Below are 19741 nucleotides of genomic sequence, written 5' to 3'. Positions count from 1 at the left end.
CTGTGTTATCGTGCTTTGAGACACATGTGCTTCAAAGATGGTGCTGTAATAACTGAGAATCTTTGTGTTCATGTTTTTGATTGCGCATGTTTTAGCCGTTCATGTTTCCACTGTCCTATAAAAATTAGGACACTCATTTATAACACTAATAGACAGAAAATATTTCCATAAGTCAATATATAAAAAATTATATCTGTGTAGAAAATAAACATTTAATAAGGGGTATTAGGAAATCATTGCGTGTTTAAAACATTTTATAATTACCTTTTTCTTAAAGGTGAATACATGCTCTTTGAATGGCTTAGTGATCCTACTCAGTGGCTTGCGCTTGCGACATTGAGTGTTTTGGAAATCGTGCTTGGGATTGATAATATTATTTTTCTTAGCGTCATTGTCTCGCGTCTGCCAGAATCGATGAGACAAAGAGCACGGATTCTTGGACTTACTCTTGCGATGGTTACTCGTATCTTGCTGCTTGGGTTTATCTTCGTACTTGCACATCTGAATAATCCGCTGTTTTTTGTGAAGGACTTTGGTGTCTCACTACGGGATATTGTGCTGTTTTTGGGAGGGTTGTTTTTACTCTATAAAAGCACCACAGAAATCTATGCGATGACACAAGGAGATGGGAAGCAGAGCGAGCCTAAAGTGGTGGATAATTTCTTTCTTGTGCTTGTGCAGATTGCTTTGCTTGATATTGTGTTTTCACTGGATTCTGTGATTACCGCAGTTGGTATGGTAGAAAATGTCGTAGTGATGGTTTTGGCTATCGTGATTGCCATAGGAGTGATGATGCTAGCGGCTAAGAGCATTTCTGAGTTTATAGAATCTAATCCATCTCTTAAAGTGCTGGCATTTTCGTTTCTTATACTTATTGGCGCGGCGCTTGTGGCAGATTCTTTACATTTCCATATCCCAAAGGGTTATTTGTATTTTGCTATCGCATTTTCTTTGGGTGTGGAGATGATAAATCTCTGGATTCAAAAGCGTAAGGGGTAGGAATGGGGTTTGCTACCAGCAAGAAGTTATTTTTTAGAAAGGCAGATAATGACAATCAGAGTGTATGGAATCAAAAATTGTGGAAGTGTTAGTAAGGCGAGGGCATTACTAGAGTCTCTAGGGGTGGGATATGAGTTTGTAGATTTCAAAAAAAACCCACCAAGTCGGCAAGACATAGAATCTTGGATTGCAAAATCAAGCTTGCAAGAGCTTTTGAACACTAAAGGCATGACTTACAAAAAACTTGGATTAAAGGACAAGAATCTTAGCGATGAAGAGAAAATCCAAGCTATGCTTGCAAATCCAAGCCTTATCAAAAGACCTGTTATAGAGGCGCAAGCCTTTATAGTGGGATTTGATGAAGCCAAGATAAGTGCGCTGAAATGCTAAAAATCTCACAAGCTTTTTCTCTCTGTGCGCTTATCTTATGGCTTAGTGCTTGCACAAAACCCATCATGCAAGTAAGCCCAAAAGATTTGGACATTTATGCACAAAATGCAAACTACTATCTGAACGAATCTCTTCAAAGCCTACCTGCTCAAAGCCCACAAGATCTCGAAAAAATCAAAAGCCACTATTTACAGAAGTTCTTTGCTCCGTGGAATGAATCTCCTAATATGGATTTACACTCAGTGTTTTGGATGCGTGATTTTATGCTGAAATCTCGAGGGTGGGGTGAAAATGCCAAACCATATAGCTTGCAAGAGACTCAAGAGCTACTTGATTCTATGCGTTTAGAATCTTATCCCTCAGCTAACCAAAAAGGCATCATTACCAAAACTACAAATGTCAGAGCAGTGCCTACTCTTATGCCGAAGTTTTCTAAGAAAACAGGCTATCCCTTTGACAGATGGCAAAACTCTCTTATCTTTGCTGGTACGCCTGTTCTTATCACACATTTTGATACCTCATTGCGCTTTGCTCATATACAGGCTGGATTTGTGTATGGGTGGGTAGAAGTGAGTGATATAGGGCTGGTGAGTGAGGCAGATTCTGTAAAAATACAGGGGTTTAAAAACTATGTAACGCCAAATGCTGATAAGGTGGTGGTTAAAGATTCTGCTGGAAATTTTTACACACGAGCAAGAATAGGGCAGATCTTTGCTCTCAATAAGGAATATGAGAGCAAAGATGAGTATGAGATATTTATCTTCAAGCGCACAGATTCTGGTCATACAAAAATCGCAAAAGCTAGAATACAAAAACAGGACTTTACGCCTTTCCCCATGCCTTTAGATTCTCATATGGTCGCAGACTTTATCACTCAGGTGGTGGGTGATAAATACGGTTGGGGTGGGATGTATGAGGAGCGCGACTGCTCTGCTTTGGTTCGTGATATTTTTGCGCATAATGGAATCTTCTTGCCAAGAAACTCGAAAGCACAAGCGCTGTATGCAGATAATTACCAAGACCTAAGCAAGCTCAGCGCAAAGCAAAAGGAGCGATTCATTTTAGAGAACGCTACGCCTTTTTATACTCTCCTGTGGTTGCAAGGACATATCATGATTTATCTTGGATCAATTGGGGATAGAGTGATTGTAGCTCATAGTGCATGGAGTGTAAGAAGTGGGAAAAAATACGACAATCTGCTGGGAGGAGTTGTGATAACTAGCTTGTATGTAGGCGATGAGCGCAACTCGTATTTCAAAAAATCAAAAACCTTGCTTGAAAAAATCGGGTCGATGTCTGATATGAGTGTGCTTGCACAGAGAATCCAAAATGGTGAATTAAGGGATAAGAAGTGATAAGAATTTTTTTGATCTTGCTTGTTTCTTGTGTGTTTGCCGCGCCAAAGCCTAATTCAAAACCACTACATATTATGGTGAGTATCATACCCCAAGTCTATCTTGTAGAAAAAATCACAAAAGGCAATGCGATCATCAGTGTGATGGTGCCACAGAATAAAGCGCCTGAGAACTACGAGCCTAGACCAGCACAGATGAAGACTCTCAAAGAAAAACAGCTTTTTATAGGTGTGGGCATGCCTTTTGAAAAGAAATGGGAAGTGCGCTTTCGACAAACCAATCCAAAAATGCGCTTTATAAATAGCGCACAAAAGATTGCGGAATCTAGCATGCAAGAGAGTGTGTATGTATGGCTTTCACCTAAGTTCTTAAAAATACAAGCCAAAGAGATTTTTTATGCGGTAGCCAGTGTTGATCTGCGCAATAAGGAGTTTTATAAACAGAACTATGAGGCATTTTTGCATGAGATTGACTTGCTTGATTTGCAAATCAAAAAGATATTTGCACAACAGGATTCTAAAAAGGGCTTTGTTCTGACACATTCGAGTTTGAAGCATTTTGCGAGGGATTATGGATTGGAAGAAGTTGTATTTGATGTGATAAATGCCGATAAGCCAGAGTATTTGCAAGAGCTCAGAAATACACTCAAAACATATGGTCTTGATAAGATTTTTCTCCAGCCACAGTTTGTCAAAAAACAAACCTTAGCTTTATGCAGGAAGCTAAAGGTAGAATGCGCAGAGCTCAATGTATTTGTACCTGATTTAGAACTGCTCCTTTTGCAAACTGCCAAATCCATCGCACGATAAATTCTGGAGGATCATATGCCACAAGAAGAAGAATCAAGAAAAATTGCCAAGCGAGCAGTGAAAATCTCGCTTTTTTGCGTGGGGATTGTGCTTATTTTCGCCGTGATTACTCTATACGTTTTGATTACCCAAATTAGTGCAACTGCAGGAATCAGTCATAAAGTAACCGAGCTAGAGCAGAAATTGCATAAAATACAACAAGACTGAACATGCGCAAATTTTTTGTTTGTGTTTTACTACAAGTAACGCTTTTGGGTGCAATGGATAGGGAACTTTTGGATGCAGAAAAGTTCTTAAGTGAGACAGAGACATTTTTGAATGATAGCTTTGACACACAAGACTTTTTAGGCAAGCGCATAGAGGCTATTGTCTCCTATAAGCTCTTGCTTACAGATTCTCTGCCAACAAACGAATATTATGGTGTCAGCTTAGCTATGCGTCCTAGCCAAGCAAATATAGCTTATGAATGCGAGATAGACATTGGTGATTATGGTGTGAATCATGATGATTCTGAGCTCCTAAAGCTTTTGCGTCAAGAAAAAGAGCAGGTGCTTGAATGCTTACAAAAAAGCGAGATACACTTAAGAGAATATGGCTTGAATAAAAACTTTGCGCTTACACATAAAAGTATTTTAGAGATTAGGCCTAGGAGAATCTATGCGTATTTGTATGGCAATTTGCTTGTTGTGCAGGTACTCGATTCAAAGCCAAAACTTGCTAGAATGGCTGGTTTTAAATAAAACACAAGGAGAATTTATGCCATTGCTTGATAGTTTTAAAGTCGATCATACGATTATGCCAGCGCCGGCTGTAAGATTAGCAAAGACTATGCAAACACCAAAGGGAGATAAGATTAGCGTATTTGACTTACGTTTTTGTGTACCAAATGAAGATATTTTGAGCGAGAAAGGAATCCATACTTTAGAGCATTTGTTTGCTGGGTTTATGCGAGACCATCTGAATGCACCAAATGTAGAAATCATCGATATTTCTCCTATGGGTTGTAGGACGGGATTTTATATGAGTGTGATTGGATCTCCAAGTGATGATCTTGTGCGTGAGGCGTGGGAAAAAAGTATGAGAGATGTCCTTAATACAGATGCGATTCCAGAGGCAAATAAATTCCAATGTGGCACTTATGCTATGCACTCGCTACAAGAAGCCCAAGACATTGCTAGAAATATGTTGGATAAAGGCATAGGGATTATGGATACACACAAACTGCTTTTGAAAGAATTCGCATAAGCGGTGCACTACCACTTTATCTTGTGTGTTTTCTTACCTCACTTCTTTTTACCTAGTCTTTGGCTGCTTGGGAACTTGTGGCTTTAGCTAAATACTCCATACAACCCTAAGAGATTCTCAAGCCCAAAAAAATACTAATATATCTCCACTTTCTTTGATTTTTACGGCAGGTACGCAAATGCGTTTGTATTTTCTCATATATTGTAGTAGAATGCACGCCTTTCACACAGGTAACTTAAAGGTTTTCTGCCTTTCATAAATCAATAGAGTTTATAAGAGATTTTAATATCGGTTGGAATTGTGTGCGTAAAATTTCTGCGTTTGGCGTGGTTGATTACTAGGAAGTAATAGCGTGAAAATTTGTTTATAAGGATACAAGAAATTATGGATTTAAAGATTTCAGAAAGAGCAAAGTTGCCAACGAAGTATGGAGATTTTTTGATACAAAGCTTCCAAGAGAACAGGGAATACACCAAAGATCATTTGGTGGTATTTAGCCAAAAGCTTGGAAATGTACCCCTTGTGCGCTTGCATTCCGAATGCTTGACTGGAGATGTGTTTGGATCACTCAAATGCGATTGTGGGACAGAATTAGAGTATGCAATGAAAGAAATTGTCAAGTCAAAAGATGGTGGTATGCTTATTTACTTGCGACAAGAAGGCAGAGGCATTGGGTTATTTAATAAAGTTAATGCCTATGCACTGCAAGACAAGGGACGCGATACAATCGAGGCAAACTTGGAATTAGGATTCCCTAGTGATTTGCGCGATTATGAGATTGTGGGCGAGATTTTCAGATATTTTGGGATAGGTGAGATAAATCTTTTAACAAACAATCCCCTCAAAATAGAATCGATTCAAAAGTATGTAAAAGTCAGTAGAACGAGTATAATTGTCGGCTGCAACAAACACAACAAAGACTATCTACAAGTCAAAAAAGATAAGATGGGACATTTGCTATAAGGAAGGTTTTTCTCAAATGCAGACAACGATAAGCTATGAGCAAGCAATTGAGATTCTACAAAACACACAAATCCATCCCAAATGCGTAGAAAAAGTCGCTTTCAATCAAAGTCTTGGCAGAATCCTTGCTGCTGATATTGTTGCTAAGAATAACGTCCCACCAGCTCCAACTTCGGCAATGGATGGTTTTGCTATAAGTTTTAAAGATTTAGAGGCTAGCGGAGTGTTATGTGTAGAGGCTAGCAACAAAGCAGGTTGCACAGAGATATTTGTATTAAAGCCAAAAAGCGCGATAAAAACCTACACGGGTTCTCGTATGCCAGAAGATTCTGATACATTACTCTTATTAGAGGATGTAGAAGAGTTCCAAGAAAATGGCAAGCATTATATACGACTAAAAAACCCCAATAAGGAAATCAAACAATACCAATGGGTACGACAAGTAGGGGAAAATTACAAAAAAGATGAGGTTTTATTACCTAAAGGTACTTTGATAAGTGCTTTTGAGATTGGTGTTTTAGCAGAGAACAATAATGTATTTGTAGAGGTATTTGCTCGGCCAAAGGTTGGGATAATGAGCATTGGCGATGAGATTATTGAGGTTGGCGAAGAAAGCCCGCATGAAAATACCTTGCGAAGTGTGAATAATCATTTATTAGACTCGCTTGTGCGCTCTTTGGGTGGGGAGAGTGTGATATTTCCAAAGGTAGGTGATGACAAGGAAAAACTACGCATACTTTACAGACAGGCACTCGATTCTTGTGATGTGCTTATCACAACAGGTGGAATGAGTGTTGGGGATTTTGACTTTACAAAGGAGATTATGCAAGAGGAGTGCGCAATGGTCTTTAAAGGCGTGCGTTTAAAGCCGGGCAAGCCTGTTGGTTATGGAATCTATACAAATAACACAAAACAAACCCATGTATTTGGTCTGCCTGGTTATCCAAATTCTGCTTTTGTGACATTCTGGTTGTTTGCTAGACGCATTGTCTTGAGATTATGTGGATTGAGCGCACAGGAGCTTATTCTTAAAGCTAGGCTTTTAGAAGACGTGAAACGTACAGATTCTCGCAAGGAATTTCGAATTTGCAAGATTGCAATACAAGAAGGTGAGATTGTTGCAAGTTTTAGTTCAAAAAAGTCTTTACAAAGCTCGATGATAAATAATTTAGGTGCACAAAGTGCCTTTGCAATCTTAGAAGAGAATGGTTGTGATTTAGCAAAAGGAGAGAATGTAGAGGTTTTGTTATTTCGCGGATTTTTTTAGAATACTAGGGAGACATTAATGATAAGCGTAGAATTTTTAGGACCTTTGAGTACTGAAGGTGTGATGGAGCTACAAGTAAGTAGTATGCAAGAGCTTAAAGCAGTATTACAAGAGAATCCTAAGCTTACAAAATGGCTTGGCGTCTGTGCAGTAGCTGTCAATGATGGCATCATCAAGGATAGCACTTACAGATTCAAAGATGGTGATAAAGTGATGATACTTCCTCCAGTGTGTGGTGGGTGAATGCAAGTAGATTCTATGGATTTAGAGCTTTATACTGGTGGGTTAGATACAGTTGAGATTTTTAGAAAATGGGAGCTTTTGGCTAAGAAGCACAACTTTGGTGCATTGTGTGTCTTTGAGGGGATCGTACGAGAAGAGGTGCTTAACGACCAAGCACAATCTGTACAGGCACTAAGCTTTGATATTTATAAGCCGCTTTTAGTGAAATGGTTTGCTTTATGGCAAGATAGAGCATCAAAGAAGGGAGCGCGGATACTCATGGCACACTCTTATGGCAATGTGCCAGCTACGCAAAGCTCTTTTATGTGTGGGATTATTTCGCGCCAGCGTGGAGTATCTTTGGAGTTGTATGAGATGTTTATTGAGGATTTTAAGGCAAATGCACCTATTTGGAAATATGACGTTATAGAAAACAAAAGAGTGTTTGCACTTTCTCGCAGTATGCCAATTGAAGGTAGTGGGATACTTGGATGAGTAAAATTATCTGCTTTAGTGGCAAAAGCAATAGTGGTAAAACCACTCTCATTTGTAAGCTTTGTAAGCTTTGTAAGCAGCTTGGTTACAAAACAGCCATAATCAAACACGATCCAAAAGATAAGGCGGAGTTTGATACATTGGGCAGGCAACACAACAAAGACAGTTTCAAATTTTTTCAGGCAAGTAATGGCGTGGCAGTGATCTCACCTAATAAATCTACGATTTTAACGCGCAATGCAGAGCGAGAGACACAACAAAAAGAATATTTTGATGGAATCAGCGCGTATGAACAAAGCGAATTTACCAAAGCAATAGAGCTTTTTAGCGATTGTGATTTTGTCTTTGTCGAAGGATTGAAAGAATTGCCATATAAGCGCATAGTGGTTGCAAGAGAGCATATTGATACACAATATATCCCATATGCGGATGCTTTGGCTGTACCTCATGGCTTAGATTCTAAACTACTAGGATGTTTGAGAGAATCTCTAAGAGTGAGGGTTTTGGATTTGGATAACACAGATGGGATTTTTGAATTTATTTACAAGGAGTTGTGAATGCAAAAAATTAAGATTGGTATTTTGGTGTCATCAGATAGGGCTTTTTCAGGTGAATATGAAGATATTTCTGGCAAGGCTATACAAGAAGTATTAAGCGAGTTTATTTTGAATACATGCGAGTTTGTCTATAAGATTTCAAGCGATGACTTTATACCACTAAAAGAAGCGATGATACAAATGAGTGATGATGGTTGCGATCTGATTGTGACAACAGGTGGCACTGGGCCAACTCATCGCGATATTATCCCAGAGGTTACGCAGGAAGTTTGTGAAAAAATACTTCCAGGATTTGGCGAGCTTATGCGTCAAGAAAGCCTCAAATATGTTCCTACAGCTATTTTATCGCGCCAGAGTGCAGGCATTAGAGGCAAAAGTCTTATTATCAATTTGCCAGGTAAGCCAAAAAGCATAAGAGAATGTTTGAATGCTATTTTCCCTGCTGTGCCTTATTGTATAGATCTTATAGGCGGGGGATACATTGAGGCAAATCCACAGTATACAAGCGCCTTCCGTCCATCACAAAAGTAGTTGTATGGGGATTTTTGGTTATTCAAGTGAAATTTAGTAATGGATACAAAACACATCACCAAGGCTGCCGTTCTTGCGTATAAGCCAAACTCTTCACCAAAGATTCTAACTAGCGGGAGAGAGCAGACAGCAAGAGAGATTGCACAAAAGGCACAGGAATTTGGAGTGCCTCTTTTTAGTAATGAGCTTTTGGTGGATTCTCTTTTAGAGCTTCCATTGGATTCCCAGATCCCACCAGAGCTCTGCAAAGCGATAGTAGATGTGTTTGCGTGGATTATAGACACAGAACAAAAAGCCCAATTAAGTAAAGAATAAATACTATGCTACTGCATGCACAATCACTCACACATTGCTTTGAGAACACACTCTATAAAGATTTGGAGCTTACTTTAGAATCAAAGCAAAGCATAGCGATTATGGGAGTAAGTGGAAGTGGCAAAAGCACCCTTTTGCATAATCTTTCAACCATGCTCAAGCCTACCAGCGGTCAAGTTATGCTATTTGGCCTTGATATTTACTCGCTCAAACCTCATATATTACTTACATTGCGTAGAGAAAAGATAGGGATTATATTCCAAGCGCATTATTTGTTTCGTGGATTTAGTGTCAAAGAGAATCTAGAAATTGCAAGCATATTAAGTGGGAATGGGATTGATATGGAGCTTTTAGAGAAATTTGGCATAGCCCATACCTTGCACCAGGATATAGGTTCTCTTAGTGGTGGGCAGCAGCAGCGACTTTCAATCGTGAGAATCCTCACAAAAAAGCCAAAGATTATTTTTGCTGATGAGCCTACTGGCAATCTTGATTCTCAGAGTGCTTATGATGTGATGGAATGTTTGCTTGGGTTTATAAGAGATTCAGATTCCGGACTATTGATTGTTACACATGATATAAATGTCGCAAAGATGTGTGATAGAGCTTACAAATTAGAGCATGGCGTATTAGAGAAATTATAAGAACGCTTTTGTGTATAATTCCGCCTTCTGACATCTACACTAAGGCATATTAATGTACATACTAGGAATTTCTGCTTATTATCACGATAGCGCGATTTGCTTGCTCAAGGATGATGAGATAATCTTTGCATTGCAAGAAGAGCGCATTTCACGCAAGAAAGCCGATGAAAGATTCCCAAAACTTGCAATCAAATCAATGCTTTCATTTTTGACTTCTCAATACAATGAGGGGGGGGGGATTTACTCTTGAGTGTATTGATTACTTCGTTTTTTATGATAAACCTTTCTTAAAATTTGAACGACTTCTAGAAACCTACCTTACCATTGCTCCTAAGGGATTTTCCAGCTTTATTCGTGCTATTCCTATTTGGCTCAAAGAAAAATTGTTCTTAAAAGAGACTCTTACTCGCGAGCTGCTGCAACTTTACAAAGAGCTTTACCCACAAAAGAGCAAGCAGCAGATGAAAGCTTTTAAATCCAAGGTTTTTGATTCACTGCGTTTCAGCGAGCACCATTTTAGCCATGCAAGCGGGGCATTCTATCCTAGCCCCTTCAAAGAATCAGCCATACTTACAATCGATGGCGTAGGCGAATGGAGCACCACAAGCATAGCTAAAGGTCAAGATAAGTCCATAACTCTCTTAAAAGAACTCCATTTTCCACATTCTTTGGGGCTTTTGTATTCTGCCTTTACTGATTACATAGGTTTTAAGGTGAATTCTGGCGAGTACAAGGTGATGGGCCTAGCTCCTTATGGCGAGCCAAAGTATACAGAGCTTATCAAACAAGAGCTCATTGACTTAAGGCCAGATGGTAGCTTCAGGCTTAATATGAAGTATTTTTCTTATACCTATGGACTTAAGATGACAAACAAGCACTTTGATACATTATTCCAAGCAAAGCGCCAAAGAGAAGGCAAGCTAGAGCAAGTACATATGGACTTAGCGGCATCTATACAAGCTGTTACAGAGGAGGTAATGCTCTCTTTGTCTCGCACTGCATTACAACTCACAGATTCTAAGAATCTGGCTCTAAGCGGAGGTGTCGCACTTAATTGTGTAGGCAATGGCAAGATTTATAAAGCCTTAAAATCTGAGGGATTGTTAGAAAATATTTGGATTCAGCCGGCAAGTGGTGATGCTGGAAGTGCTATAGGCTGTGCTCTTGGGTTTTATTATTGGCATTCCAACACACAAGAAAGCTATACAAAAACTCCCCAAGCTTCCCAACAAGATTCAATGAAAGGCTCATATCTAGGACTTTCTTACAGTAATGATGAAGTAAAGGCTGTATTAGATTCTCTGAATGCTGTTTATGAGAAGCTTGAGTTTTCTGAAATTTTAGAGCGCACTGCAAAGGCTTTGAGTGAAGGCAAGGTCGTAGGCTGGCATCAGGGCAGATGTGAATTTGGCCCAAGAGCCTTGGGAGCGCGCTCAATTCTTGGCGATGCTCGCAACACCACAATGCAAAGACAAATGAATCTCAAAATCAAATACCGAGAATCCTTCCGTCCATTTGCCCCAAGCGTCCTAGATTCTCATCTGAGTGAGTATTTTGAGCTTGATATTGCCTCACCTTATATGCTGCTTGTAGCACCAGTGGCAAAGTCTAAACGCATACCTATGACTAAGGATGAACAAATGCTCTTTGGTATAGACAAGCTTAACTGCACGCGAAGTGAGATACCTAGCGTTACTCATGTGGATTATTCAGCGAGAATCCAGAGTGTCCATAAAGAGAGTAATCCACGTTATTACGAGCTTTTACAAGCATTTTATAAGCTTACTGGTTCTCCAGTGCTTATAAATACAAGCTTCAATGTCCGAGGCGAGCCTATCGTCTGTAGCCCAAAAGATAGTTTTAGTTGTTTTATGGGCTGTGAGATGGATGTGCTAGTAATAGAAGACTTTATCCTCTACAAAGACAAACAAGAGAATGTGGATTTCTATCGCTGCACAAAAGACAAATATGAACTTGATTAGAGGAGAAATTATGAAACATTTTGTAAAAAAACCATTGTTTTATTTTCTTGTGCTGCTTGTCTTAAGTCCTCTGCTTTTGAAGCTTGAGACTGAGGTTATGCTTAGTTTTGATTTCTCTATTGTGCCTTTTGGCATTATTTTTCTATGTCTTTTTGCTCTCAGTGTGTTTGTAAGCATAAAAACCCCTTTAAACTCCTTTAAAAAGCTTGCTTTTGCTTATTTAAGCATTATCCCTATTTGTCTTGCATTGGCAGAGTTTGTATGCAGTTTTATGCTCAGAGACGATGGTATGGTACAACCTGATTCTGTTTTAGGTTTTAGTTTGAGACCAAATGCAAAGTCGCATATAACTTTTATGGTGGATTCTGAAATTGTCTCTGATGTGACATACCATACAGATTTTTTTGGCTTACGGGTGACTACACCAAATAATACAGATTCTCTTGAATGTATAAGCTTTTATGGAGGCTCCTTTACCTATGGAAATGGACTAGAGGATGAGCAAACCCTCCCTAGCCAAATAGCAAAGCTTCTTCCACAATACAAAGTGAGCAATTTTGGTATAGGTGCCGCTGGAGCCCATACTATGCTGGCGCGTATAGAATCTGAGAGAGATTCTGCGGTCTTAAAAACTTGCAAATCAATCATGAGCTTTTATATTGCTATCCCACACCATATATATCGTGTATTTGGTGTATTTGGGGGACCAAAATATATATTGGATTCCCATCATAAGCCACTCTATCAGGGTGTTTTTACTCCAAAAGAGATAAATATACTGACCAAAAAAACTACAAGATCTGTCAGTTTTAGCTTCAAAGAACGTCTGCAAAACCAATTGGCAAAGTCCAAAGTCTATAAGCTACTTACTCTTAAAGAGGGACATGTGGCACAACATATTTTGGCACGAAATATTTTTTATAAAAATGGATATCTTTCAAATCCTGATTATTTGAAACTCAATACCACAAACGATTTGGAACTCTATTTTGCAATACTCAAACAAGCTAGAGAGCTATTAGCAAAGAGATACAACTCAGATCTTGTGGTCGTGTTGTGGGATTATGATATGCATGCAGAATTTTTCGACAAATATGATGATGCACTAAAAGAGTTTCTGAGCCGAGAAAATTTTGACTTTATGGTCTTAAGCGAGATTATTCCTGATTATGCAGAAGATCTATCGCGTGTGAAAGCAGGAGATTTTGAAAACTTCAAATACAGAATCTCTCGCTGGGATACGCACCCAAATGCATTAGCAAACAAGCTTCTTGCGCACTACATTGCAGACTTTATAAAAAACAAGATGACAAAGGAGACACACCAATGAAAGACAATAAAAATATTTTGCATAGACACACTCCTACAAAAGATTTACGCATATTTTTAAGTATTCTAGCTTGTGTATTTGCCTGTGTTGGAATATTTCCTTTATTGGATACTCAAGAAATAAGAATATGGGGCATTAGCATTAGTCTCTTAGCTGTTGTTTTGTTGGCGTATCCTAAGCCTATAGAACCAGTGTATCGTGTGTGGCTGATTTTTGGCGAGACTATGGGATTTTGTGTATCTAGAGTCATTTTATTTATACTTTTCTTTTGTGTTTTTAGTCCTATTGGAGTTGTTTTTAGAATCTTTGGACGGGATTGTTTGAATCAGAAGTTTGATAAATCTGCGCAAAGCTATTTTTTAGACAGAGAGCAAGATTCGTTGCATTCGATGAAAGAGCAATTTTAAAGGAGACACAATGGATATGATAAGAGAGCTATGGAGATTTTTGAAAGTGCGAAAGAAATTTTGGCTTTTTCCGTTAATCTTGGTCATGCTGTTTTTAGGAGCATTCATTGTACTAGCGCAAGGCAGTGCCGTAGCTCCATTTATCTACACAATTTTTTAGAAATCTTATTACAGAGAATTTGCAGCTGTGTTACTTACACTCATCTAGGTTCTAAATTGGCTTAGGACTTAGAGTTTCTTACAAAGTAACACAACCCTAATTGACTCTCATATACCTCAGACACTTATCTTAAGAAATCCTTAAAGTTAGTTGTGCTAGGTTATCTAGCTTTTATGTTAATTTTGATTGTAGGGAAGGGGTTGCTAGAATGAAGAATACATCGGAATACACACAATCTGTTGAGAACTTTCAGAAGTTTGTTTCTTTAAGAAATAAGGTGGCTATTTGGCTTTCTGTTGTCATTTTGGTCTGTTACTATGCTTTTGTGATAAGTGTAGGAATGTTTCCTGAAGTCTTGGGGTATCGTTTGGGGCCTAGTTCGATTACTCTTGGTATTCTCATTGGAATCTTTCTTATTATGCTGTGTATTCTAACTACAGGGCTTTATACATTCTTTGCAAATCAGCATTTTGATAAGTTGCAAAGCAATGTTTTAGAGGAGTTGGAACGAAGCGGTGCATTAGAAGATTTGAAAAATGGCAAATAGGAGGTTGGCATGAGAATATTACTTGGTTTGTTTTTTATAGTTAGTGGGGTTGCTGCTGCTGGATTTGATATAGGTGATGTTTTGCCATCACAGTTTAATCCTATTGCTGTAAGTATGTTTCTACTCTTTGTAGGTGCAACACTTTGTATCACTTATTATTCTAATAAAAAGAGTAAGAGCGCAAGCGGATTTTATACCGCTGGGGGTAATATCACAGGATTGCAAAATGGCACGGCAATCGCTGGTGATTATATGAGTGCTGCGAGCTTTCTTGGGATTACCGCGCTTGTATTTACTAATGGCTTTGATGGACTTATCTACTCTGTAGGCTTTTTGGTTGGCTGGCCTATTATTTTGTTTCTTATAGCAGAGAAGTTTCGCAATCTGGGTAAATTCACTTTTGCTGATATTACTGCATATCGTTTGGATGCTAAGCCTATCCGTATTATCTCAGCTGTTTCTGCTTTGAGTGTGATCGTGTTTTATCTCATGTCGCAGATGGTAGGCGCAGGTCAGCTTATCCAGCTTCTTTTTGGACTTCCATATACTGTAGCTGTCGTGCTTGTGGGAATCTTAATGATATGTTATGTGGTTTTTGGTGGTATGCACGCAACTACTTGGGTGCAGATTATCAAAGCGGTTTTATTGCTTAGTGGAGCAAGTTTTATGGCATTTATGATTCTCTATAAGACAGGTTTTGATATGAGCTATTACTTCTCCCAAGCTATCAATAACCACCCAAAAGGTGAGGCCATTATGAAACCCGGTGTTTTCTTGCCCGATACAATCTCAGCTCTTTCATTGGGTCTGGCGTTGATGTTTGGAACAGCTGGATTGCCACATATTTTGATGAGGTTTTTCACAGTGAGAGATGCAAAAGAAGCCAGAAAATCTGTGTTTTTTGCTACTGGCTTTATCGGATATTTCTATATCCTCACTTTTATCATAGGTTTTGGTGCTATCGCCCTCTTGCTTGGGAATCCTGAATTTACAAAAGAAGATGGCAGCTTTAATGGAATCTCTAATATGGTTGCTATTACTCTCGCTCAGGCTATTGGCGGGGATTATTTTCTAGGATTTATTTCAGCAGTGGCTTTTGCGACAATCTTAGCTGTGGTAGCAGGATTGGCAATCTCTGGGGCTGGCGCTATTAGTCATGATTTATTTGTGAATGTTTGTAAAAACGGCGTGTGCGATCCCAAGCTTGAGATGCGCGTTACCAAGATAGCAACTATTGGTATTGGGCTTTTGGCGATTGTTTTGGGCATTATCTTTGAAAATCAAAATGTTGCTTTCACTGTAGGATTGGCTTTTGCGATCGCTGCAAGCGTAAATTTTCCCATCCTTTTGCTTAGTATTTATTGGAAAAATTTGACGACTAAAGGTGCGTTTTGGGGAGGGCTTATTGGGCTTATAGCTGTGGTTACTATGGTATTGCTTAGTCCTAGTATTTGGGTGAAAAGCTTTGGTTTTGCAGAGGCGATTTTCCCTTACAACCATCCAGCATTATTCTCTATGCCACTAACATTCATTCTTATTTATGTGATTTCAAAGCTTGATAATTCTCCACGCGCAGAGATTGATAGAGCAGGATTTAAAGCACAAGATTTTCGAGCACAAAGTGGAGTGGGCATTAGCGAAGCAGCAGGCCACTAATAAGGCAAGCTTAAGCTATTGTGCATACATACGCAAAAAGCGTGCAAACTTTGGCAAGCCATTCTTACTGAAGCCATTGTAGCGGTAGGTGATAACACTCCCAATCTCTGGCGGATTCTCTCTTAGCTCATCACTCAAACCACTGCCTATCTTAAAGTGTATCACGCAAGGCTTTGCACATAGGCTAAAATCATAAGAAAAATCACTCCCCTCTTGTATCTCTTGCTCGCAAATGAGCGCACCTGTTTTTCCTTCTAACCTGCCTTTACCTTCTGTGTAGCCAATGACTTTGCATTCGCTATCAGCATAGGCTTTGAGTTTTAGCTCATCTTTTGCGCGCCCTGGAGTATAAGCTTTATCATCTATCCGTAGTATCAAGCCCTCGCCGCCTTTTTTTAGAACCTCTTGCAAGAGGAAATCCAATGTGTCAAAGGATTTGTTATCGCTAAAATCAAGCGCACTTTGCGGAATGAGATCAATTACACTCTCTTGCTTGGTTTGTAGAAACTCTCTTACTTTATCTAAGCGTGCAAAGAGAGTACAAAATCCCGATTGGTCACCAAATCCATTCTTATAAGAAGATTCCAAAGCACAAGTTGGTGCATCAAATACTTTGTATCTCACTTTTTGCCAATCATCACACACGGAATCCTTGCGCGTGCTTAAAGCCTGCACAGATTCAAACCCTTTGTAGCCCATCCATAATTCACCATCTAATGCAAAAGGTGGAAGCTTTTCAATCCAGCATGCCGGAGCCGCAATGATATTACCCCTTTTGGTACGGAGAGTTTTCCCATCCCATACCCCACGCACACCATCATACTTCTCGCTTACAAGATAGAGTGTAGGCTTTATGCTCTCTTTTTGGTATTGGCTAAACTCCAGGACCTCAAAGCCAAGAGCAAAGCTCACAAAAAAGATATATAGCAGTTTATATTTCAAATTCTTGCACTTGTTTGTTTTTATGAACCCATATGCTCTTATAGCCAATATCTAGAGCGAGATTCTTGCATGTCTCATAGCCAAACCCCACATGATTTATAGCGTGTGCATCGGAGCTAAAAGTGATTGGTACACCTATACTAAAGGCAAGTTCTAGTATTTCTCTTGAAGGATACTGCTCAAGACAAGGTTTGCGTAATCCTGAGGCATTTATTTCCATAATACAACCACTTTGTTTGATCGTCTCTAGGGTCTGAGTAATCTTTGGTCTGAGTGTTTGAGGAGGAGGATTGTTGAAAATCTTTAATAAATCAAAATGCCCAATCACTTGAAAATATCCGCTTTTTGCACACAGTTCAATAGAATCCAAATACTCCTCCCATAACTCTACCTGGTCATATCCTTGGTAGTGTCCCAAAAACTCTGGATTATCAAAGCCAAAGCTACCTAGAAAATGCACCGAGCCAATCAGATAATCGCACTTTGCACTTAGCACCGAAGATTCTATTAAATCCTCTCTTCCCTTGATGAAATCGACCTCCAAACCTATGCGTAGATCGATTTTCTCACGAAATTCCTCGCGCAAAGCCTCTAGCATAGCTATATAAGAGTCCACCTGCTTGAGATTCATACGAAACGCCCTGTCAAACCCCATAGGTGCATGGCAGGTAAATCCATAAATGTCAATGCCTAGCTCATAAGCCTTTTGTAGGTATTCTCGTGGCTGGCCTGTGGCATGATTACATAAAGGGGTGTGGTTGTGCATATCCACTCGCATAGATTCTCCTTACTAAGATTTCACACCGATATATAAAGTGCAAATCCCACTATAAGATTTAGCCACACTCTTTTGGATACCTCTTGCTTGTGATAAATCTTGAAAACGCTCTAAGGTAATAAAGCTTTCAATAGAATCTGGCAAGTATTTGTAAGCCCGAAAATTGCCAGAGATAAGCCCACCTACTAGAGGTAAAATCTTGCGTGTATAAAACCCCATAAATTTGCCTAGCATACTCGTGTTGTCAGTTTTTAAAAACTCCAGCACAACAAGCACTCCACCTTTTTTCAACACTCTTGCAAACTCATCCAATGCAAGCTCATACTCCAATATATTGCGCAACCCATAGGCGATAGAGACAATATCCATACTCTCATTTCCATAAGGCAGAATCTTTGCTTCACTCTTGCTAAATCCAACACACCCATACCCCTCTAGCTTTTTGCGCGCAATCTCAAGCATATTCACTGATGGTTCAAGTCCATAGATTCTGTAATCCTGCGCATTGCTCTCATTTAGAGTGTCTATCCAATGCTTTATCATATCACCACTTCCACAGGCAACATCCAAAAGCCTAAGATTAGAGTTTTTAGAGAGCAAATCCAATGTCTTCTTGCAGGCTTCTTTGCGCCATCTGGTGTCAATACCAAGACTGAGCGCGTGGTTTGTCACATCATAAGTCTTTGCAATGGAATCAAACATGCTAATAATTTGCTGTTGCTTGTCTTTTGTGCTCATTGTTCTAAGTCTCTTTTGGCTGTTACTACAAAATCTTTGAGTTCTTGTATTTGTCTTGTCACCTGTGAGCTAGCAGTGCCTCCTAAGGAATTTCGAGCTTGCATACTTGCATAAAGATCTAAAACCTTTATCGCACCATCTGCTATTTGAGAATCTATGCTTTTGAGTTCCTCTTGTGTGAGTTCGCTTATATCTTTGCCCAGCTTTTGCGCATATGCTACAACTCTGCCTGTGATATGGTGAGCATCTCTAAAGGGTATATTGCAATCCCTGACCAAAAAGTCTGCTAGGTCTGTCGCGCTGAGATGCCCACTTTCAGCCATCTTCAGCATATTTTGTGTATGAAATGTAAGTGTGGCCAAGCACTGCTCTAAAATCTCGATACTTATATTGGCAGTCTTTATACTGTCAAAGACCGCTTCTTTATCCTCTTGCGTGTCTTTGTTGTAAGCTAGCGGTAGGCCTTTCATCACTACAAGCAAACTTTGGAGATTCCCAAAAGCCCGTCCAGATTTCCCGCGTAAAAGCTCAGGTACATCGGGATTTTTCTTTTGGGGCATGATAGAGCTGCCTGTAGAATATGCATCACTTAGAGTAACAAATCCAAATTCCGTACTGCTCCATAAAATCAGCTCTTCGCTAATGCGTGAGATATGCATCATAAGCATAGCAATATCATAGAGCATATCAAGTGCGAAGTCCCGCTCACTCACAGAATCCATGGCATTAAGACTTGGTGCATAAAATCCAAGCTCTCTGGCTACAAACCCCCTGTCATTGTTATAAGGTGTCCCAGCAATCGCACCACTGCCAAGCGGCGAGAAATTATTACGCTTAAAGCTTGATTCCAAACGCAAGATATCACGCATAAAATTACAGCACCATGCAACCAGATGGAATCCAAGACTTACAGGCTGGGCATGTTGTAAATGCGTCATACCTGGCATAAGCGTCTGAGTATGACTCTCGCTTAAGTGAAGCAGAGTTTGCATAAGAGAGAGAAGTTTTAGTCGCAAGGTCTTATTTGCCCTGAGGATAAAAAGCTTAAAGTCAAGTGCTACTTGATCGTTTCGGCTACGAGCAGTGTGTAGTTTCTTGCCAGCATCACCGATAAGAGCGCTAAGAGCAGATTCTATTGCCATATGGATATCTTCATCGCTGTTTTTTAGCACAAAATTCCCACTCTCAATCTCTCTAGCTATTTGTCCTAAACCAGTGATAATAGAATCAAGCTCACTCTCACTTAATATTCCAATCTTATGCAACATCCTGGCATGTGCAATAGAGCCTTGTATATCCTCACGCCACATCTGCCAATCAAATCCAATAGAGGCATTAAAATCCTCTAAGAGCTTGCTTGATTCTTGTTCAAAGCGCCCACCCCAAAGTTTTGCCATAAAGTCAAATCC

General features: G+C 39.5%; 26 protein-coding genes. 22 read left to right on the top strand and 4 right to left on the bottom strand.

Annotated features, from left to right (window positions below; translation table 11 throughout):
- The first annotated feature begins 285 nt into the window (after positions 1-285).
- From CCY97_RS06895 to CCY97_RS06800, 22 genes are all read left to right on the top strand, one after another.
- Entirely contained in the window at positions 286-999 is a 714-nt protein-coding gene (locus CCY97_RS06895) for a TerC family protein (RefSeq protein ID WP_112064742.1), read from the top strand.
- A gap of 48 nt (positions 1000-1047) precedes the next feature.
- Positions 1048-1389 carry a Spx/MgsR family RNA polymerase-binding regulatory protein gene (locus tag CCY97_RS06890; protein WP_112064741.1) on the top strand — a complete coding sequence of 114 codons (342 nt, stop codon included), beginning with the start codon at positions 1048-1050 and terminating at the stop codon, positions 1387-1389.
- Positions 1383-2744 carry an SH3 domain-containing C40 family peptidase gene (locus CCY97_RS06885; RefSeq protein ID WP_112064740.1) on the top strand — a complete coding sequence of 454 codons (1362 nt, stop codon included), beginning with the start codon at positions 1383-1385 and terminating at the stop codon, positions 2742-2744. Before CCY97_RS06890 ends, CCY97_RS06885 begins: the two co-directional genes overlap by 7 nt.
- A complete protein-coding gene (locus CCY97_RS06880) occupies positions 2741-3553 on the top strand; it encodes a zinc ABC transporter substrate-binding protein (RefSeq protein WP_112064739.1) in 813 nt (270 codons plus the stop codon). Before CCY97_RS06885 ends, CCY97_RS06880 begins: the two co-directional genes overlap by 4 nt.
- A gap of 15 nt (positions 3554-3568) precedes the next feature.
- Complete coding sequence (locus CCY97_RS06875; RefSeq protein WP_112064738.1) at positions 3569-3760, top strand: DUF5408 family protein; 192 nt, start codon at positions 3569-3571, stop codon at positions 3758-3760.
- Between the two features lie 2 nt (positions 3761-3762).
- A complete protein-coding gene (locus CCY97_RS06870; RefSeq protein ID WP_112064737.1) occupies positions 3763-4293 on the top strand; it encodes a hypothetical protein in 531 nt (176 codons plus the stop codon).
- 16 nt (positions 4294-4309) lie between these two features.
- Positions 4310-4798 (top strand): S-ribosylhomocysteine lyase, encoded by a 489-nt coding sequence (gene luxS, locus CCY97_RS06865; protein ID WP_112064736.1) that lies wholly within the window; start codon positions 4310-4312, stop codon positions 4796-4798.
- A gap of 384 nt (positions 4799-5182) precedes the next feature.
- Positions 5183-5761, top strand: coding sequence for a GTP cyclohydrolase II (ribA, locus tag CCY97_RS06860; protein ID WP_112064735.1), 579 nt, complete (start codon positions 5183-5185; stop codon positions 5759-5761).
- A gap of 16 nt (positions 5762-5777) precedes the next feature.
- Positions 5778-7028: a molybdopterin molybdotransferase MoeA gene (locus tag CCY97_RS06855; RefSeq protein ID WP_112064734.1), complete on the top strand. Its 1251-nt coding sequence runs from the start codon at positions 5778-5780 to the stop codon at positions 7026-7028.
- Positions 7029-7046: 18 nt separating this feature from the next.
- A complete protein-coding gene (locus CCY97_RS06850; protein WP_112064733.1) occupies positions 7047-7271 on the top strand; it encodes a MoaD/ThiS family protein in 225 nt (74 codons plus the stop codon).
- Positions 7272-7745 carry a molybdenum cofactor biosynthesis protein MoaE gene (locus CCY97_RS06845; RefSeq protein WP_181562857.1) on the top strand — a complete coding sequence of 158 codons (474 nt, stop codon included), beginning with the start codon at positions 7272-7274 and terminating at the stop codon, positions 7743-7745. It begins immediately after the preceding gene.
- Entirely contained in the window at positions 7742-8302 is a 561-nt protein-coding gene (gene mobB, locus CCY97_RS06840; protein ID WP_112064732.1) for a molybdopterin-guanine dinucleotide biosynthesis protein B, read from the top strand. Before CCY97_RS06845 ends, mobB begins: the two co-directional genes overlap by 4 nt.
- The gene (gene mog, locus CCY97_RS06835; RefSeq protein WP_112064731.1) at positions 8303-8833 is read left to right on the top strand and encodes a molybdopterin adenylyltransferase; all 531 of its coding nucleotides are present in this window, start codon (positions 8303-8305) and stop codon (positions 8831-8833) included.
- Between the two features lie 39 nt (positions 8834-8872).
- A complete protein-coding gene (locus CCY97_RS06830; RefSeq protein WP_112064730.1) occupies positions 8873-9148 on the top strand; it encodes an EscU/YscU/HrcU family type III secretion system export apparatus switch protein in 276 nt (91 codons plus the stop codon).
- Between the two features lie 5 nt (positions 9149-9153).
- On the top strand, positions 9154-9792 hold the full coding sequence (locus tag CCY97_RS06825) for an ABC transporter ATP-binding protein (protein ID WP_112064729.1): 639 nt from the start codon (positions 9154-9156) through the stop codon (positions 9790-9792).
- A gap of 52 nt (positions 9793-9844) precedes the next feature.
- The gene (locus CCY97_RS08290; protein WP_181562856.1) at positions 9845-10042 is read left to right on the top strand and encodes a carbamoyltransferase N-terminal domain-containing protein; all 198 of its coding nucleotides are present in this window, start codon (positions 9845-9847) and stop codon (positions 10040-10042) included.
- Positions 10017-11774, top strand: coding sequence for a carbamoyltransferase N-terminal domain-containing protein (locus CCY97_RS06820; RefSeq protein ID WP_220091895.1), 1758 nt, complete (start codon positions 10017-10019; stop codon positions 11772-11774). The genes CCY97_RS08290 and CCY97_RS06820 overlap by 26 nt, the downstream gene beginning before the upstream one ends.
- A gap of 10 nt (positions 11775-11784) precedes the next feature.
- The gene (locus tag CCY97_RS06815; RefSeq protein WP_112064728.1) at positions 11785-13104 is read left to right on the top strand and encodes a hypothetical protein; all 1320 of its coding nucleotides are present in this window, start codon (positions 11785-11787) and stop codon (positions 13102-13104) included.
- Complete coding sequence (locus CCY97_RS06810) at positions 13101-13511, top strand: SxtJ family membrane protein (RefSeq protein ID WP_112064727.1); 411 nt, start codon at positions 13101-13103, stop codon at positions 13509-13511. The genes CCY97_RS06815 and CCY97_RS06810 overlap by 4 nt, the downstream gene beginning before the upstream one ends.
- 10 nt (positions 13512-13521) lie before the next feature.
- Complete coding sequence (locus CCY97_RS08285; RefSeq protein ID WP_181562854.1) at positions 13522-13671, top strand: DUF5989 family protein; 150 nt, start codon at positions 13522-13524, stop codon at positions 13669-13671.
- Positions 13672-13879: 208 nt separating this feature from the next.
- Positions 13880-14218 carry a DUF485 domain-containing protein gene (locus CCY97_RS06805; RefSeq protein WP_112064726.1) on the top strand — a complete coding sequence of 113 codons (339 nt, stop codon included), beginning with the start codon at positions 13880-13882 and terminating at the stop codon, positions 14216-14218.
- Between the two features lie 9 nt (positions 14219-14227).
- The gene (locus tag CCY97_RS06800; protein WP_112064725.1) at positions 14228-15874 is read left to right on the top strand and encodes a cation acetate symporter; all 1647 of its coding nucleotides are present in this window, start codon (positions 14228-14230) and stop codon (positions 15872-15874) included.
- 15 nt (positions 15875-15889) lie between these two features.
- On the opposite strand, the gene CCY97_RS06795 is transcribed toward CCY97_RS06800, so the two are convergent.
- Genes CCY97_RS06795 through argH form a run of 4 tightly spaced genes read right to left on the bottom strand, consistent with a single transcriptional unit; the run spans position 15890 to position 19729 of the window.
- Entirely contained in the window at positions 15890-16816 is a 927-nt protein-coding gene (locus tag CCY97_RS06795; RefSeq protein ID WP_181562853.1) for a DNA ligase, read from the bottom strand.
- Positions 16806-17594 (bottom strand): histidinol-phosphatase, encoded by a 789-nt coding sequence (locus CCY97_RS06790; protein WP_112064723.1) that lies wholly within the window; start codon positions 17592-17594, stop codon positions 16806-16808. The genes CCY97_RS06795 and CCY97_RS06790 overlap by 11 nt, the downstream gene beginning before the upstream one ends.
- Before the next feature lie 12 nt (positions 17595-17606).
- Positions 17607-18332, bottom strand: coding sequence for a bifunctional demethylmenaquinone methyltransferase/2-methoxy-6-polyprenyl-1,4-benzoquinol methylase UbiE (ubiE, locus tag CCY97_RS06785; RefSeq protein WP_112064722.1), 726 nt, complete (start codon positions 18330-18332; stop codon positions 17607-17609).
- A complete protein-coding gene (argH, locus tag CCY97_RS06780; RefSeq protein ID WP_112064721.1) occupies positions 18329-19729 on the bottom strand; it encodes an argininosuccinate lyase in 1401 nt (466 codons plus the stop codon). Before argH ends, ubiE begins: the two co-directional genes overlap by 4 nt.
- Positions 19730-19741 lie beyond the last annotated feature (12 nt).

It is taken from the genome of Helicobacter sp. 10-6591 (assembly GCF_003288805.1).
Classification (GTDB): Bacteria; Campylobacterota; Campylobacteria; order Campylobacterales; family Helicobacteraceae; genus Helicobacter_F.
Note: the sequence above shows the minus strand (reverse complement) of the source record. Positions and strands in the feature narration are given on the sequence as shown.